We start from the raw sequence: 15,856 nt of genomic DNA, 5'->3' as shown, positions 1-15,856 counted from the left end.
GCACGGCTCTCTGCACAGATGCCCACGCTAACTCGGCCCCGGGTCAGGTTAATCGGGTAGCCCATAGGCCCGCTCGCGATACAGTTCCAAAGGGAGTAGAGCGTGGGCCAGCGCTTTTCTCACGGCCATGTCTTCGGGTACATCCTCCAGATATTCGGTGCTCCCGGTTTCCCGCGAATATGCCCCTGCCAAAGGCTTTTGGTCGGGACGTAATACCGTCACTTTATAGTTTTCGTCCATCCAGGCGTAATAATCGTTAAATTGCATCATCGCCCGACCGGGTTGGTCCGGAAATCGCACCAGGTCACGGCCTACCATCGGGTGCTTGCTCGTAATGCCCATGAGTGAAAGCAGCGTTGGTGCAAGATCAACCTGGCTTGTGATCGTTTTAATACGGCGGCTCTCAATGTCCGCACCGAGTATCAGCCCCGGAATCTGAAAATTCTTTATGGGCACCAGCTCATCGCCCCAAACTCTGGCGTCGTGGTCCGCAACAATCAGAAACACCGTGTCTTTCCAATAGGCGCTGTTCCGCGCGGTATCTATGAACTGACCCAAGGCGTGATCTGCGTATTTGACGGCGTTATTGACGGTGTTTTTCTCTTCGTCGTACTGCTCAATTCTGTTGTCCGGATATTCAAACGGTGTGTGATTGGACGACGAGAAAACCAGACGGAAAAAGGGTTCCCCGGAGGCATGCAGCTTTTGAATGTCTTCATGGACCTTTGCGAACAGATCTTCATCGCTGACCCCCCAGCTACCGGTAAACGAGGGGGCGGTATAATCCTGTTGGCCAACAATCGTGTCAAAGCCATTGCCAGCAAAAAAACTGCGCATATTATCGAAATGGGTTTCGCCGCCGTAGATGAACCCGGTGTCGTAGTCTTTTTGTTTCAGCAGCTCGCCCAGCGTAAAAAATTCGGTTTGTGATAGTGATAGTTTCACCACACTGCGCGCCGGTGAGGGAAGGTATCCAGACACAACGGCCTCAATACCCCGAACGGATCTTGTACCGGTTGCGTACAAATTTTCGAACCACCACCCGGATTCTTTCAATGCTTCCAGGCGAGGAGTCACCGGGGTGCCACCAAACGATTCAACAAAGGTCGCACCCAGGCTTTCCTCAAGAACGATCACTAAATTAAGAGGGCGCTGTCTCTGTTGCACAGGGGTTTGACTATGCAGGGTCGGGAACGGACTGGAGTTAAATTCTGAGCCACTGAGCCAGGGCGCACTCCTGACCTCGGCCAGTATGTCGGCCATTTTCATATCGCCATACCGGGCACTCGCGTCTGCCTCGTGCTTGAGATTGTAGATTGCAAACGCCACGGACCAGGTAGAGTTGATAATCAGCGAGTTCACCAGAGCATCGGAGGTCAACGCAAACATTGCCGGGTTGGCAGGGCGGTGGCCAGTGGTGGAGCGAATGGACATAAAAACCGCGTAACTATTCAGCTCAAATTTTCTAAAAAAGTTCTTAACAGGGTTTTGGCCCCAATTTTATGAATTTAGGCCACACTCAACGCAAACCCATTAAGCGACGCGCAAAGCCTCCAAGATCCCTTCACGGCCCTTTCGTTTTGTTGTCCATCCCCGGGGCGACGTCGATTTGAAAAACCCCGTAAAATCCGCGCTCAGGACGAAAAATTCGACCTGAAAAAGTCGTGCGATAATAAGGCATCACTCGACGGTACTCAGACCCATGAAGATCAGTAACATTGATGTCGACGCTGCGCTGGCAAACGTCAGACAACAACTCCAAGCAGACACAACCGTCGCGCCTTCCATGCGGACGGCCATCGAGTTGCTGATTGTGCTGGTCCAGATACTGAGTGGGCGGATTAACACCCACAGTGCCAACAGCAGTAAGCCGCCGTCTCAGGATCCGAACCGCCCCAGACAGAACCGTTTGAAGAGCGGGCGTAAGCCAGGCGGGCAGCCCGGCCGCGTTGGGAAGACGTTGCAACCGGTGGTAAACGTCACTGGCTGCACGGCGCATCGAATGACCGACTAACCTGGCTTGCGCCCCATGCACAACGAGGTCAGCAGGCGATGAATGCGATCGGCATCCTGCCGCGCTTCAACGGTGTGCTCTGTCACGATCACTGGAAGCCGTATTACCGTTATTCATGCTTGCACTCTCTGTGCAATGCGCACCACCTGCGAGAACTTCAGCGCGCCTAGGAGCAGGATAAACAGGTGTGGGCTCAACGGATGCAAACTCTACTGAACATCATGACCGACAGCGTCGACGACGCCGGCGGCTGCCTGCCACCGGACAAAGCGCAGCGGTGGCGCAAGGTGTACCGACGCTGCCTGGCAAACGCGCAAAAAGAGTGCCCGCCGCCGGATGAAAGCCAACGCCAGGGCAAGCCCGGGCGACTCAAACGCACGCGGGCACGCAATCTGCTGGAGCGGCTGATCGCCTACGAAGCGGATGTGCTGCGCTTCCTCGACAATCCAGAGGGTCCGTTTACCAACAACCAAGGTGAGCGAGACATCCGTATGTTCAAAGTGCAGCAAAAAATATCGGGTTGTTTTCGATCCTTTGAAGGAGCCGAGATCTTCTGTCGCGTGCGCAGTTATCTGTCGACGGCGCGTAAGCAGAACGTGTCTGCCTCGAAAGCCCTGATGCATTTTTTCGAGGGGAGTGTGCCGCCGTTCATGGCGGTGGGTGCGGGTAATGATACGACCGTTTTAAATCAAACCAGCTGAATAGTTACCACTCATTTTTGCTTTACCACCTACTGTAACTTGTATCGCCTGATGATCGGTTTCACGCATACCCAAGTCAATGGCATCTAGCCCTCAGGGCATTCGCCCCGTCTGAAACCACGTGCAGGACATCAGTCAGACCTTGAAGTTGGCGGGTAGTCGTATTATAGCTGTTCGTCGTAACTTTTCGAAGACCGACCGGGCTGAGATAATCGAAGCAGGCATTAGATATTAGAAAACAGGCATCAACGTGCGCCAGGAGCCATCAATGAGTGAGCCGTGTTTGAAGTCCCTGCCGCAGGTTCTGTCTGGGCCGATTCTCAGGCACACAAGGGTTAACAGGCTGGTTCTCTGGATGGTGGGGTCCTGCTCCTTGACCCTGAGAATGCGGCTGTATCTGCCGGGTTCAGCCGAGCCTTGGTTTGATCGGGTACTGACCGACAGAGACGTCACCAGACTGAGATTCGGAACCTCTGCCTACCTGCACCTGATTGATCTTGAGTTAGACGATTCACTGCCGGAAAATACCCGCATCGGATACGACCTGGGCATGTCTGATGAGTTGGGGCATGACAGTGATAACGCTGACGAATTGTGGATCAAAGACTGGGCGCCACACCTTTGCCTGCCGGGCGCCAGTTGGCCCGATTTCGTGATTAAAGAGAGATTAGACCGGCTGGCCCACGGCTCATGCCGGCGGCCTCATTCCGCCGCCGCCGACGGGCTTATACGGGTAGACCAATCGCTGTTAGACGCTCAGTATGCTGTTGAAAAACGGCCAGCCCTGCTATTGATGACCGGCGACCAGATCTACGCCGACGATGTTGCTGGCCCTATGCTTCGAGCCATACACAGCCTGATTGACCGCCTCGGCCTTTACGAGGAGGCACTCACTGAAAGCTGTGTCAGTGACAGTAAGACGCTGCGGCAGAATCCGGATACCTACTTTCACCGGGAAAAGTTGCTGCCGGATGTCAGCAGCAACCAGGCGCTGACAAAACGTTTCTTCGGGGGCGCCAAAAAACCAGTATTTACCACCGCCAATGCCCACAATCACCTGATCTCCCTGAACGAAGTCATGGCCATGTATCTGTTGGTTTGGTCGCCGGTGTGTTGGCGCCTGGTGACCATAAAACCTCCGGTACTAAGCGCGAAGGACGCAGCCACCTATCAAGGGCAACAGGCTGCGATTGACGACTTTGTGGCTGGATTACCACGGGCTTCACGGGCGCTGGCGCATCTTCCGACCTACATGATTTTCGATGATCACGACGTTACCGACGACTGGAACCTGTCTGCTTTGTGGGAGACCACTACCTACGAACACCCGTTTTCCAGGCGCATTGTTGGCAACGCCTTGATTGCCTACTTGCTCTGCCAGGGCTGGGGCAACGACCCCGACGCCTTCGCTGACGCGATGCCATCCATTCAGGCGCTGACGGCGTCGGCAGAGCAGGGCGCTTACTTCGATCAGGCCCGGCAAGATACGCTTGTTGATAGTCTGCTGCGGTTTGAGCACTGGCATTACACTTTGCAAACCTCGCCCAAAATCGTGGTGCTGGATACCCGCACTCGCCGCTGGCGCAGCGAACTGAATGCGGCCAGGCCCTCTGGCTTGCTCAATTGGGAAGCATTGAGCGACCTCCAGCAGGACATCATCGGCGAGAAGGCGGTGATTGTTGTTTCGCCGGCCCCCATGTTCGGCGTCAAACTGATTGAAGCCATTCAGAGTGCGTTCACCTTCGTGGGCAAACCCCTGATTGTAGATGCTGAAAACTGGATGGCCCACCGGGGTGCCGCCAACGTGCTGCTGAACATCTTTGGCCATTCCCGTACCCCCGAAACCTTCGTGATACTGTCTGGCGACGTTCATTATTCGTTTGTCAACGATGTGCGCCTTCGACACAGACCAGACCGGCCCAGAATCTGGCAGATCACCAGCAGTGGTATCAAGAACGAATTCCCGCACTCGCTCATGGAGTGGATGGACCGGATGAATCGCTGGCTGTATGCACCGCGGTCGCCACTTAACTGGTTTACAAAACGGCGGCGTATGCGAGTAACGCCAAGAATGCCCGAAGGCCGTAGCGCCGGGGAACGGTTGTGGAACAATGCGGGTATCGGAATCGTGGAACTTAACGAGGAGGGGGAACCGACTGCCATAAAACAACTGAATTCGAGCTCTGGCGGAACCCGCTTTCTAAAAGCAGAAAGTGATCATTGAAATGCATGATCAGGCTAGCAGAATACATTTTAGAAGACTGAAAACGTGCCTGGTTTCCCAACGGGAAACCAGGCATATTAAGCCGAATCTCTAAACGTAGAAGTCCAGATCTTCCTGGGCTTTCAGCAGGTCCCGCATCTTGATCGGGTCATCACCTGCAAAAAAGATCAGGCCCCAATGGGTACCGAAGGCTGACCGGTCAGGAACGGTCTCTTCCGTTGGTGCAACCAATTCGTGAGACTCGAAGTAGGGGTGATCAACCGTTTCACTGGGCATTTCCAGCTTGCTAACCACACGACGCCTTGGGTACACGCCGAAGCAACCTGCGTAGCATTTCGCATCAACCACTTCCCGTGGGAAGAACGCATCCACTTCCTCTTTCGTGCTCTTGGGATCAAACACCAGCATTGATGCTTGGTAAGCACTGAACCCGTAAGCTCTCTCAATTAGCTCGAACGCCTTAAATCCAGGCGGGCGGTAAGCAACCTCGCCAAAGTACATTTCGCCGTCAGCCGTTACGAAGTACTCGGGGTGAATCAAACCGAATTGGATGTCGAAGGTTTTCACCAGCAACTCGATCTGCTTGGTGATCGCGTTGCGCCAGCTTTCCAGTTGCTCGGTAGCAGGAACAAACACCGAGTAGCCGAGGGTTACGTATTCGGAAATATTCAGGAACTTGATTTTCCCGTCGTGAATCCAAGCTTCTACGGCAAACTCCCAGCCATCAAGGTGACTTTCCATCAGCAGGGGATATTCTTCCGCCGGAATGTTATCGATTTCTTCGACCTTGCGGATCATCCTGTGACCAAGGCAACCGGCCTTGTCGAATGCCTTGACGTGAATGGGGTCGTCCGGGTCACCATCAAGCTTTAGCAGCGTCTGGTTGACGCGCTTCATGAAGCGAACGATGTCTTCTTTATCGTGTGCTTCCTCAAAGATCCCGACGCGAATGCCGCCCAGTTGAGCGCGGCGCTTCATCAGTGATTTGTCGCGGAACAAGATGGACTGTCCGAACATGCGGGGGCTGTTCAGCAAGACGGAGTTGATGGCACCGGACCATTCGACGGTTTCTTCGAACAGCGGTATTGCCACATCAACACCTTCCGCCTGAAGCCTTTTTGCAATCTCCAGCGACCGATCATTCAAGCGGAGAAAATCCCATGCAATGAAAGGAATCTTGTTTGCCGTACAAAAATCAGCAGCCCAATCTGGTGCAATTACGATGTAGCGGCGGTCGAACTTTTGCGCGGCCTTGATTGCATTAACACTCCAGCCAAGCAGGGCAATGTAGCCTTTGTTCGGGTCTTTGGGAGTTTCGGTACCTTTAACCGAGTCCATTTTCGGGTCGAGCCAGGCTGCTACTTCTTTGGTTAACCCATTCTCAGATGTCATTGACATTCGACGTGCTCCTTAATGATGTGCCTAAAAACTGCGCTGGATCTGGAGCGCAAAACGGAAACCGAGCCGTTAAATAATTTCGTTTATGGAGGAGGTTGAGTGGCCTTAATTTAGGCGAGATACTTAAGCTGAAGACGTTCTCAACGTGCGGCTATAAAAGGTCACTGTTTGCAATCCTCAATCGCAATATAGACGCTATAGTTAAAAATTGAAACGAAAGCGCCGGAATCAATTGCTTCCTTAGCGCCATAAGAGCATCTTTGGGCGAGCCCAAACAGCCCATTGAACAGGCAAGGATAACGTTGTGACTCTTACCAATTTTGACCGAAATACCAACGCGTTAGTGGCAAGTTTTGACGAGGCGCTGGAACAGTTGGCGCTCGCCCGTCAGGCCGACCGAATGGCCTCTAACCGAGAGGTGCTGGCAGCGGCACTTTACGTGATGGAGGCGCCCGGTGGGCTTGATGCGTTGTACACCCGAGTACCGGAAATGGAGACCAATGGCGTATTTACCAACGGTGACTGGGGTAAGCCGGCCATTCTGAGACCCGCTATTGCCGTACGCACGTTACGCCTGGGAACGCCAGACTACACATCTATCGAAGCCTTGAGCGAGCTTCGCCTGCTTGCTGTGGCTATGGGTGATTATCGTCATCGCGGAATTTCGGCAGAGCAGGCCAAGCGCTTTCTGACCCAGGTGACGGCGTTGAATCTGGACCTGTTGTCTGGCCAGATGAGCGAAGCCGATCGGGAACGGCCCCAGGGGCTGGGGCAGATCGTCAATTCTCTCTATCAGTATTTGCTCAGCAGGCTCGGCTACGAGAGCATTCTCGACAGCCTGGTGGATGAAGTGCGTCGATTGTTATCCCAGCGCCCGATACAGACAGACAGCATCAAGCAGATGGTCGGCCAAATTGCCAAATGCCTGTTTGATCCTGACATAGAGACCGAAGGGATGGACAAGGCCGCGCGCCTTGTCCGTGCGTTGTTCGGCCCGGCTAAAGGCTGCCGTGATGACCCGGGTTTTGCGGTTTACAGCGAGCGTTTGGCCGCCATGGACGAGTCAGCTCTGTGGGAAGAGGCACAGGGCTTTGCCAGGGCAATGCATGAGACGGGCATGGTTTCTCCTTACCATCCCATAATGTTGCGCCACCTGCGTGCGCACCACAATGATCTGATACCTTTGGCACTGGGGCTGAGCATCACCGGTAACGATGTTTTGCAATGCTACCGTCAAATTGTCCTGGAACTAATCGACCAGGTTGTCCACCCGGAAACCTGCCAGGCAGTGTACGGCCTAGCCATGTTTCTTGAGCGTGGTGGCCTGTTCACGCCTCCTGTAGCCTCGGGCCTTTGGCGCCAACTTGAACTGAAACTTTGCCCGGCAGCAGCCGAGGCCCTGAGCGACGCTTTTGGTGATACCCACCCGCCAAGGGTGTATTTACTCGCCGGTGTATTGAGCCTTCTAGGGCAACCGCTGGGTGTGGGCCAGGGCAATAACCCGACGTGTCAGTCGGTCATCGGCCTGTCCATGTGGGCCTTCAACGACGCCGATTTTCTGTTGCAGTTGGTCGCCTGGGCGGCCCGCGATGACGACGTCATCATGCGTTTTGAAGGTCAGCAAATCACCTCACAACACCTGGAAGCAGGCCTGGCGAAAGAACTTCCAACCGATGTGGATCCGGTCTCTTTGATTCTTGTACCCCATCTTGACCGTATTTATGCCGAGATGGGACGCTTGTGTGGCGAGCGCGATGATGACCTTCACCGCTGGATAAATCCCGAAATGTACGGTTGGTGGGTCGGGCATGGATTCCTCAGTGTCATCAGTCGGGAAACAGGGAAAATCCAAGACTATCAGAACTTTATACGCCACTTTTATGCCTGCTATCACCCGTACTACAACGGCAATATCCCCGTCATTCATCCGCAACCGGCGGGTATCGCAGTCACCGACAGTGGAGGGCGCCTCGTTGGACGCCATGCCATAACCATCATCCGCGTAAGCCTTGATCGCCACGGCGAGATGCGCCTCTACTTTTATAACCCCAATAATGACAGCGGTCAGGATTGGGGGCAGGGTATTAACTGCTCGACCCAGAGCCATGGTGAACGGTACGGCGAAGCATCGCTGCCGTTCGCTGAATTTGCGTCACGGTTGTGCGTATTTCATTACGATTCGAGGGAACTGGGGGACATATCCGTTGTACCTGAAACAGACGTCGCACGCGCTACAGAACTCGGCCACGCGAGTTGGGCGGCCGGTTATGAGTAAAACACAGCTTCTCTTCCGTTAGGGAGAAGCTGCAGAAACGACGTCCGTTGTCATCAGTAGCCTTCGACTCAGTGCTGTAAAATCTGATTCAGGAATTGCTGGGTCCGCGCTTCTTTGGGATTCGAGAAAAACGCCTCAGGCGGTGCCAACTCCACAATTTCGCCCTGGTCCATGAAGATCACCCGGTCTGCGACGGTTTTAGCAAAACCCATCTCGTGGGTGACACAGATCATGGTCATGCCACTGCCGGCCAGTTCAATCATCACATCCAGTACTTCTTTGATCATCTCCGGGTCCAGCGCCGAGGTGGGCTCGTCAAACAGCATGATTTTTGGCTTCATGCACAGCGCCCGGGCGATGGCAACCCGCTGTTGTTGGCCGCCGGAAAGCTGACCCGGGTATTTGTCCGCCTGCTCCGGAATTTTCACTCGATCCAGATATCCCATGGCGGTGGCGACGGCTTCCCGCTTGGGCACCTTGCGCACCCAAATCGGCGCCAAACAGCAGTTCTCCAGCACGGTCAGGTGCGGAAACAGGTTGAAGTGCTGGAATACCATGCCGACTTCCTTGCGCACGGTGTCGATCTGCTTCACGTCGTCGCTGAGCTCAACATCGTCCACAATAATCTGACCACGCTGGTGTTCTTCAAGCCGGTTGATACACCGGATAAATGTAGATTTACCCGAACCGGAAGGTCCGCAAATAACGATCCGCTCACCTTCCTTCACCTCAAGGTTCAGGCCCTTGAGCACGTGGAAGTTGCCGTACCATTTATGCATGTCTGCGACCTTGATAATGGTCTTGTCAGTACGCTTGGTGTATTCAACTGGCGAGGTGCGCCCATTCTCCGGATTTTGTGCGGTGTTGTGTTCAGTCATGTTGGTGTCCCGTCAAGATTTATGCCCAGTGTCGAGTTTTCGTTCAAGGTTCTGGCTGTAACGGGACATGCCGAAACAGAAAATCCAGAAACAGAAGGCCACAAAGACATAACCTTCCGTAGTGACGTTACGCCAGGCCGGGTCAGTGATGGTCGACTGGACGGCCCCCAAGAGATCGAACAGGCCGATAATGAGAACCAGCGTGGTGTCTTTGAACAGGGAGATGAAGGTGTTGACGATACCGGGAATCACCAGTGTCAGTGCCTGCGGCAATACCACCAGTCCGGTCTTGCGCCAATAGCCCAGTCCCAGAGCGCTGGCAGCCTCATACTGGCCTTTCGGGATCGCCTGCAGACCGCCTCGCACCACCTCCGCCATATAGGCCGATTGCCAGAGAGTGATACCGATCAACGCCCGCATCAGCTTTTCGAAGTTGACTCCGTCCGGCAGGAACAGGGGCAGCATCACGGAAGCCATGAACAGCACGGTAATCAACGGCACGGCTCGCCAGACCTCAATGAAAACGACGCACATTCCGCGAATAATCGGCATATCTGAGCGGCGCCCAAGTGCCAGTACAATCCCTATTGGCAATGCGGCCAGAATGCCGACATAGGCAAGGATTAACGTCAGCATCAGGCCGCCCCATCGGCTGCTCTGGGCTTCTTCCAGACCAAACCAGCCACCGGGGATCAGGATGTACCCGATCAGCGGCAGGCCGGTCAGCCCGAAGATACCGAACCACTTGCGTCGCGGGAAGCGCTCGATGAACTGCGGCACAAAGGCCACCGCGAGCAGGCCGAACATGATGTCGACGCGCCATTGCAGGGCATCGGGATAAAACCCGTAAATAAAGAAGTTAAGCCGTTGACCGATAAACAGCCAGCAAGCGCCTTCACCACTGCAATCAGCGGCGCTTTCGCCGGTAAACGTCGCTTCGAGAATCACCCAGTTTAGCAGCGGGCCCGCACTCGTAATCACCAGATAGGCGGCTACCAGCGTCAGCACGATGTTGTACCAGGTCGAGAACAGGTTCTTACGCACCCAGCCAATAACACCGATGTCCTGACGGGGCGGCAATTCCGATGGAAGACTCATCATCGCTCCTGCAGCGCTACGGCGCGGTTATAAATGTTCATGAGACCCGAAATGATCAGGCTGATCGTGAGATAAACAGCCATGGTGATGGCCACCACTTCAACCGCTTGTCCGGTCTGGTTGAGGGTAGTGCCCATAAATACCGCAACCAAGTCGGGATACGCGATCGCAGTTGCCAGCGACGAGTTTTTAACAAGGTTCAGATATTGGCTGGTCAAAGGCGGAATAATGACCCGCATGGCCTGTGGAATAACGACCAGCCGCAAGGTGAAACTGGACTTCAGGCCAAGCGCACTAGCGGCTTCTGTCTGGCCACGGTCGACCGCCAGAATGCCGGACCGGACGATTTCCGCGATGAAGCTTGCGGTGTATAGCGACAGGGCAATCCAGAGTGCTGCAAGCTCCGGCAGAATTGAGGCCCCACCGGTAAAGTTAAAACCGGTCAGTGCCGGCATTTCCCAGACCAGAGGCCTACCGACCAGCACGAACACCAGAAGCGGCAGAGCCAGAACCAGCCCCGTCCCGACCCGTAAGGCGGGAAACAACTGGCCAGTACGGATCTGGCGTTTCTTAGCCCACCGGTTTATGAAAACGGCCGCTGCAATACCCGCAATCAACGCTGCCATTACCCAGCCAAATCCGGGCTCCGCGCCTGCAGTCGGAAAGTAAAGCCCACGATTACTGAGAAAGAACATGTCGGCCACATCAATGCTTTGACGCGGGCTGGGAAGAGTTTGTAGTACCGCAAAGTACCAGAAGAAAATTTGCAGTAGGAGCGGAATATTCCGAATGGTTTCAATATAAACCAGCGCCAGTTTGGCAATCAGCCAGTTGCTGGAGAGTCGTGCTACACCGACGGCAAAACCGATGATCGTCGCCGCCACAACACCCATGGCTGAAACAAGCAAGGTATTAAGCAGACCCACAAAAAAGGTGCGACCGTAGGTCATGGTGGAATCGTAGGGAATCAGGCTCATAATGATGCCAAAGCCGGAAGTCTGGTCCAGAAAGCCGAAACCTGTGCTGATACCGCGGCTTTCCATATTGCTCAGAGTGTTATGGAATAGTGTCCAGCCAAACCAGAAAACAACGATCATCGCGATGGCCTGGAATACAACCATCCGTACCTTGGGGTCATTCCAGGGTTTTGGACGTGCGCTACGGGTAACAGTCTTGTTAGATTTACTCATGAATAAACCCGAAATACGCCCCTAAATAGCAGAGGCAACTGAACGTCAAACATTCCGGCTACGCGCGTAACCGGAATGTCATGGCTATCGGGTGTTAACGTATCGGCGGTGCGTACATAATACCGCCATTATTCCACAACGCGTTTAGGCCACGGTCAAGCCCAAGAGGGGTGTCCGGTCCCACGTTACGGTCGTACATTTCGCCATAGTTACCAACGCTCTCGATAATACGGAAGCCAAAATCAGCAGGTACACCGAGTTTTTCGCCCATGTCGCCAGTGGTGCCGAGCAAACGCTGGATCTCGGGATTTGTGGAAGATTTCATTTCTAGGACATTGGCCTGGGTAACGCCCAGTTCTTCGGCGTTGATCTGCACAAACAGCGCCCACTTCACAATGTTAAACCACTGGTCATCACCCTGACGAACGGAGGGTCCCAGAGGTTCCTTAGAAATTATATTTGGCAGAATGATAGCGCTGCCGGGATCTTCCAGTTTACTGCGCAGGGCAGCCAGTTGTGCGCGGTCAGAGGTTAGAACATCACAACGACCAGCGGCAAAACCACTGACAGTCTGTTCGGAAGTATCAAATACCAGAGGATTGAACTTCATGCCCTTGGTACGGAAATAGTCTGCCAGGTTCAGTTCAGTAGTCGTGCCGGCCTGGATACACACGGTTGCGCCGTCTAATTGATCGGCATTGTCCACGCCTAGCGCTTTGTTGACCAAAAAGCCTTGGCCATCATAATAATTAGTGCCCGTGAAGTTGACGCCAAGGGAAGCATCGCGGGTCAGAGTCCAAGTGGCGTTACGAGAAAGAACATCGATTTCACCGGACTGCAACGCGGTAAAGCGCTCTTTAGCCGTTAGCGGTGTGAATCGGGCTTTTTCCCCGCTACCAAGAACTGCGGCTGCTACAGCGCGGCAGGTATCCACGTCGATACCGGTCCAGTCACCATTCTTATCGGGTTGAGAAAAACCCGGTAAGCCGGAGCTAACACCACATTGCACGTAACCCCTTGATTTAACGTCGTCTAAAGTTGCGGCCTGTACACTTCCTGTTATGAGGGTGCCAGCGAGGGTTGTCGCGATGGCGACCAGTGAGAGTTGTTTTTTCATTATTGTAAATCTCCGAAGTTTCAGTTAGTTACACACCCACTGTGCTAAAACAAAGCGCAAACCAGTCTGTATAACTTTATGATTATTATAGTAATAAAACTTCATCCCTGAAAACGAGGGTTTATCTTGGTGCCTATTGCCTACAAAAACGCCGCTTATTGGTGCGCTCAGACCAGACTGTGGTGCACTGTCCGCGAACCGCAACTTTAGAGGCAGGTTGTGCCTTTCACGAGAACTTCATTGGTATCCAAGAGTCTCTACTAATACTCGTCGAATTTGCATTGCGTTTGTACGTATTTTATTTTCAAAAAACACGCATTGACGCTCAGCTCAGATAATAATGCCGCATTCTTCAGTAACAAAAAAGCATGTATTCCCTATGTCGGCGAAGCGGCGCTCATCAGCGCTGAATCTCGCGGACATAATCTGGGTCAGAAAAGAATTTATTCTTGTCCTCAACGCTGTTGAACGGCAGCTCTGCGGTGCCGTCATAGGGTGCATTGCAAGTCACGTCTGGCACGCAGTATTGCGGAGATCCTGATCACCGCACTCCCTTTTGTGTTGATCTGGGCTCTGATGTGGTTGGCGGTCAGTGCCGGATACTGGCCCGTGGCCCTGGTGCTGGCCGTCCCTGCGGCGGGATTCCTGGTACGCCTGTTCATGATCCAGCATGACTGCAGCCATAGGTCGTTTTTCTATTCGCGGCGCACCAATGACTGGACCGGCCGTATCATCGGTGTGGGAACTTCAAACATTCAACCGGGTGACGTTGCGCGAAAGCATCGAATCAGTGCGCCAGGCGCTCTGGGACGAAGACAAACGGCGGCTGGTTTCCTTTAGGGAGGCGAGCGTCGGATCAGGAATCAAGTGAGAATGGGGTTAGACCTCACATTTCACAGAACAAGATGGGTGTGGCTCAGTAATTCAAGCTGATCGTCAGATCTAGATTTCGCCCATCGTACCGAAATCTGGCGGCCTCGAACGAAGGCGCACCCATCAAGGCGCTTGCACCGTTTAAAAAATCGTAGCCTTCCGTGGGAATCTCTATCCCGTTGGTGCCAAGCTTAACGTCCATATTTTCATCATAAATGACGGCAAGCGAATACGTTCCCGGCGGGATGTCTACAAAATCGCAACGCGCCTGCGTATCCGGCAGTATCACCGCGTCTTATGTGGATGTTTGGGGTCACTGGATAGCGTTCGCATTATTCGTCGCTCTCGGCGTACACATTCTTTATGAAGGGCTGAACCCTAGTAGGGAACAGATAGAAAAGCCCTCCAGCCATTCCTTTCTCAAGATCACTTTGACCGCATTTGGCACCAGTATTGATGCAATGGCGGTGGGTATAAGCCTGGCATTTGTCGAGATGAGCATATTTCTGGCAGCTGGACTAATTGGCCTGGCTACAACAGTGATGGTTACGTTAGGCGTTATGTTGGGACGAGTCGTGGGTTCACTGTTCGGACAGAAGGCTGAAATTATTGGCGGCCTGACGCTGATTGCGGTCGGCGCGTGGATCTTGTCAGGCAATCTTTAACTCTTTTATGATACGCAACTGCCATTTTAAATAATTTTATGTATCGCTTTATTACGTTAAATCTGAAGAGATATATTTTTTCTTGTCATGCCAAAAAACGAAAAACATGTTTATTTACATAACCTTGATTCTTATCATCAAACAAAGAATCAATGTCCTTAGGCTGATCTCACTCCTGCAATAAAGAAAACTCCAAAACAAAAGCGATACAAAAATATTGACTTCATAATGATTCATGTAATATATTTTTTCTGTCATTCGCAGTCGCAGGATACCCCTCGAGATCTGCAATGATCCCAACCTCTTTCAGGAGAAGTTATGTCTAACAAAAAACGTTTTTCGGAGACCATGGAGTTTCCGCCGGAGATTGAACAACCCAACGTCTACCCACTTTCCTGGAATCGCGAAAGCGATAAGTTGCAGGAGATCTGGGAGGCACATTTACGTGAATACTGGCAACCGGAGAAGCTGCCCTGGGATACTTTCGATGTTGAGAGCTATACATGGGAGGAGCGTGAGTCGATTGCCTACTGGTGGACATTGCTTTCGGTGTTTGACGCCTCGGCTCCCCCGGTGTTTGCTGAAGCCCTCATCAAAACCTACGAAATCCATGAAGAAGATCTGGTGCGTAGGTGTTTCTTCTCAGTAACCAGCGATGAGCAGAATCACGAGATCATGTGTGGTCTGGCGATCACCAAGCTCCTCGATCATCCCGATCCCATCACCTACGAACCCAAGACTGAGATTGGTCGTCGCCTGCAGAAAAACGCCAAGTGGTTGTATTTTAATGGCGCTCGCTACTGGGAGGGCTACAAAAAGGCCGTGCCCAAGTACGATATTGCGGTGCTTTTCAGCTCCTTTTTAATGGGTGAAATAGCTGCCGCAACGATTTTCAAGCAAATGTATGAAAACTCCCGCGAGCCTGTATTCAAGGAAGCCTTCAAGAGCATCGGTCGTGACGAGGGCCGTCACATGGCTATTTGCATGGCGGTCATGGAACGCGATTATCCGGGCCTGAGCGATGAACTGAAGACCATCGTCACCAAACAAATTCGTGCCGGGTACCTGTTTCTGTCAGCGGTGTTGTTTGAGCCGCCAATGGACTTCTGGGATTTGCCAGACGATTTCATTGCGAATCAGCGTGAAGGTGAGGAGATTGCCCGAGAAGCAGGTTTTGGTATTCCCACCTATGACGAGAAGCTGGAGAACTGGAAAGGTGCCATCCTCAATCTGAAGGGCGTTCTGGATCGTTACAATATTCCGTTCCCGGCAATCCCGGAGATAGGTATCTCTGGTGAAGAAGTCTCGGACGTGGATATGGACGATATCGTTCCCGTTTTCTAAGTTCGAACAGGCACTGAGTATAGGGTTCTGGCCGCTTTTCTGATCTGGAAATCGGCCAGTCTTAACGGGATGTTAAAAG

General features: G+C 53.1%; 12 protein-coding genes and 1 pseudogene. 6 read left to right on the top strand and 7 right to left on the bottom strand.

Translation table 11 applies throughout. The features are described 5' to 3' along the window. Positions 1–48 precede the first annotated feature (48 nt). Positions 49–1,434 carry an LTA synthase family protein gene (locus ATI45_RS04285; RefSeq protein WP_228735932.1) on the bottom strand — a complete coding sequence of 462 codons (1,386 nt, stop codon included), beginning with the start codon at positions 1,432–1,434 and terminating at the stop codon, positions 49–51. 268 nt (positions 1,435–1,702) lie between these two features. Between ATI45_RS04285 and tnpC the strand changes: the two are divergent. Beyond that, a pseudogene (tnpC, locus tag ATI45_RS04280) lies at positions 1,703–2,715 on the top strand (IS66 family transposase). 268 nt (positions 2,716–2,983) lie between these two features. Continuing rightward, a complete protein-coding gene (locus ATI45_RS04275) occupies positions 2,984–4,939 on the top strand; it encodes an alkaline phosphatase D family protein (protein WP_098418412.1) in 1,956 nt (651 codons plus the stop codon). Positions 4,940–5,029: 90 nt separating this feature from the next. On the opposite strand, the gene ATI45_RS04270 is transcribed toward ATI45_RS04275, so the two are convergent. Next, a complete protein-coding gene (locus ATI45_RS04270) occupies positions 5,030–6,337 on the bottom strand; it encodes an ATP-grasp domain-containing protein (RefSeq protein WP_098418411.1) in 1,308 nt (435 codons plus the stop codon). Between the two features lie 304 nt (positions 6,338–6,641). On the opposite strand from ATI45_RS04270, the gene ATI45_RS04265 reads away from it, so the two are divergent. Further along, a complete protein-coding gene (locus tag ATI45_RS04265) occupies positions 6,642–8,612 on the top strand; it encodes a hypothetical protein (RefSeq protein ID WP_098418410.1) in 1,971 nt (656 codons plus the stop codon). A 68-nt stretch (positions 8,613–8,680) separates the two neighbouring features. Here the strand turns inward: ATI45_RS04265 and ATI45_RS04260 are convergent, their stop codons facing one another. The 4 genes from ATI45_RS04260 to ATI45_RS04245 all read right to left on the bottom strand — a co-directional run bounded on the left by ATI45_RS04260 (position 8,681) and on the right by ATI45_RS04245 (position 12,895). Then, positions 8,681–9,391: an amino acid ABC transporter ATP-binding protein gene (locus tag ATI45_RS04260; protein WP_323807665.1), complete on the bottom strand. Its 711-nt coding sequence runs from the start codon at positions 9,389–9,391 to the stop codon at positions 8,681–8,683. A gap of 111 nt (positions 9,392–9,502) precedes the next feature. Continuing rightward, positions 9,503–10,588 carry an amino acid ABC transporter permease gene (locus ATI45_RS04255; RefSeq protein ID WP_098418408.1) on the bottom strand — a complete coding sequence of 362 codons (1,086 nt, stop codon included), beginning with the start codon at positions 10,586–10,588 and terminating at the stop codon, positions 9,503–9,505. Continuing rightward, the gene (locus tag ATI45_RS04250) at positions 10,588–11,778 is read right to left on the bottom strand and encodes an amino acid ABC transporter permease (RefSeq protein WP_098418407.1); all 1,191 of its coding nucleotides are present in this window, start codon (positions 11,776–11,778) and stop codon (positions 10,588–10,590) included. Before ATI45_RS04250 ends, ATI45_RS04255 begins: the two co-directional genes overlap by 1 nt. A 94-nt stretch (positions 11,779–11,872) precedes the next feature. After that, complete coding sequence (locus ATI45_RS04245) at positions 11,873–12,895, bottom strand: amino acid ABC transporter substrate-binding protein (protein ID WP_098418406.1); 1,023 nt, start codon at positions 12,893–12,895, stop codon at positions 11,873–11,875. 670 nt (positions 12,896–13,565) lie between these two features. On the opposite strand from ATI45_RS04245, the gene ATI45_RS22165 reads away from it, so the two are divergent. Beyond that, positions 13,566–13,766, top strand: coding sequence for a hypothetical protein (locus tag ATI45_RS22165; RefSeq protein ID WP_179888362.1), 201 nt, complete (start codon positions 13,566–13,568; stop codon positions 13,764–13,766). A gap of 45 nt (positions 13,767–13,811) precedes the next feature. Here ATI45_RS22165 and ATI45_RS04235 read toward each other — a convergent pair whose 3' ends face one another. Then, positions 13,812–14,057, bottom strand: a complete 246-nt coding sequence (locus ATI45_RS04235) for a DUF2141 domain-containing protein (RefSeq protein ID WP_228735931.1) — start codon at positions 14,055–14,057, stop codon at positions 13,812–13,814. Between ATI45_RS04235 and ATI45_RS04230 the strand changes: the two genes are divergently transcribed. Beyond that, positions 14,014–14,433, top strand: coding sequence for a manganese efflux pump MntP family protein (locus tag ATI45_RS04230; protein WP_228735930.1), 420 nt, complete (start codon positions 14,014–14,016; stop codon positions 14,431–14,433). The two genes, ATI45_RS04235 and ATI45_RS04230, sit on opposite strands and share 44 nt — an antisense overlap. A gap of 318 nt (positions 14,434–14,751) precedes the next feature. After that, positions 14,752–15,777: a hypothetical protein gene (locus ATI45_RS04225; protein WP_098418404.1), complete on the top strand. Its 1,026-nt coding sequence runs from the start codon at positions 14,752–14,754 to the stop codon at positions 15,775–15,777. Positions 15,778–15,856: the final 79 nt, after the last annotated feature.

Source organism: Marinobacter sp. LV10MA510-1, from assembly GCF_002563885.1.
Classification (GTDB): domain Bacteria; phylum Pseudomonadota; class Gammaproteobacteria; order Pseudomonadales; family Oleiphilaceae; genus Marinobacter.
This window is presented reverse-complemented; position numbering and strand designations above follow the sequence as displayed.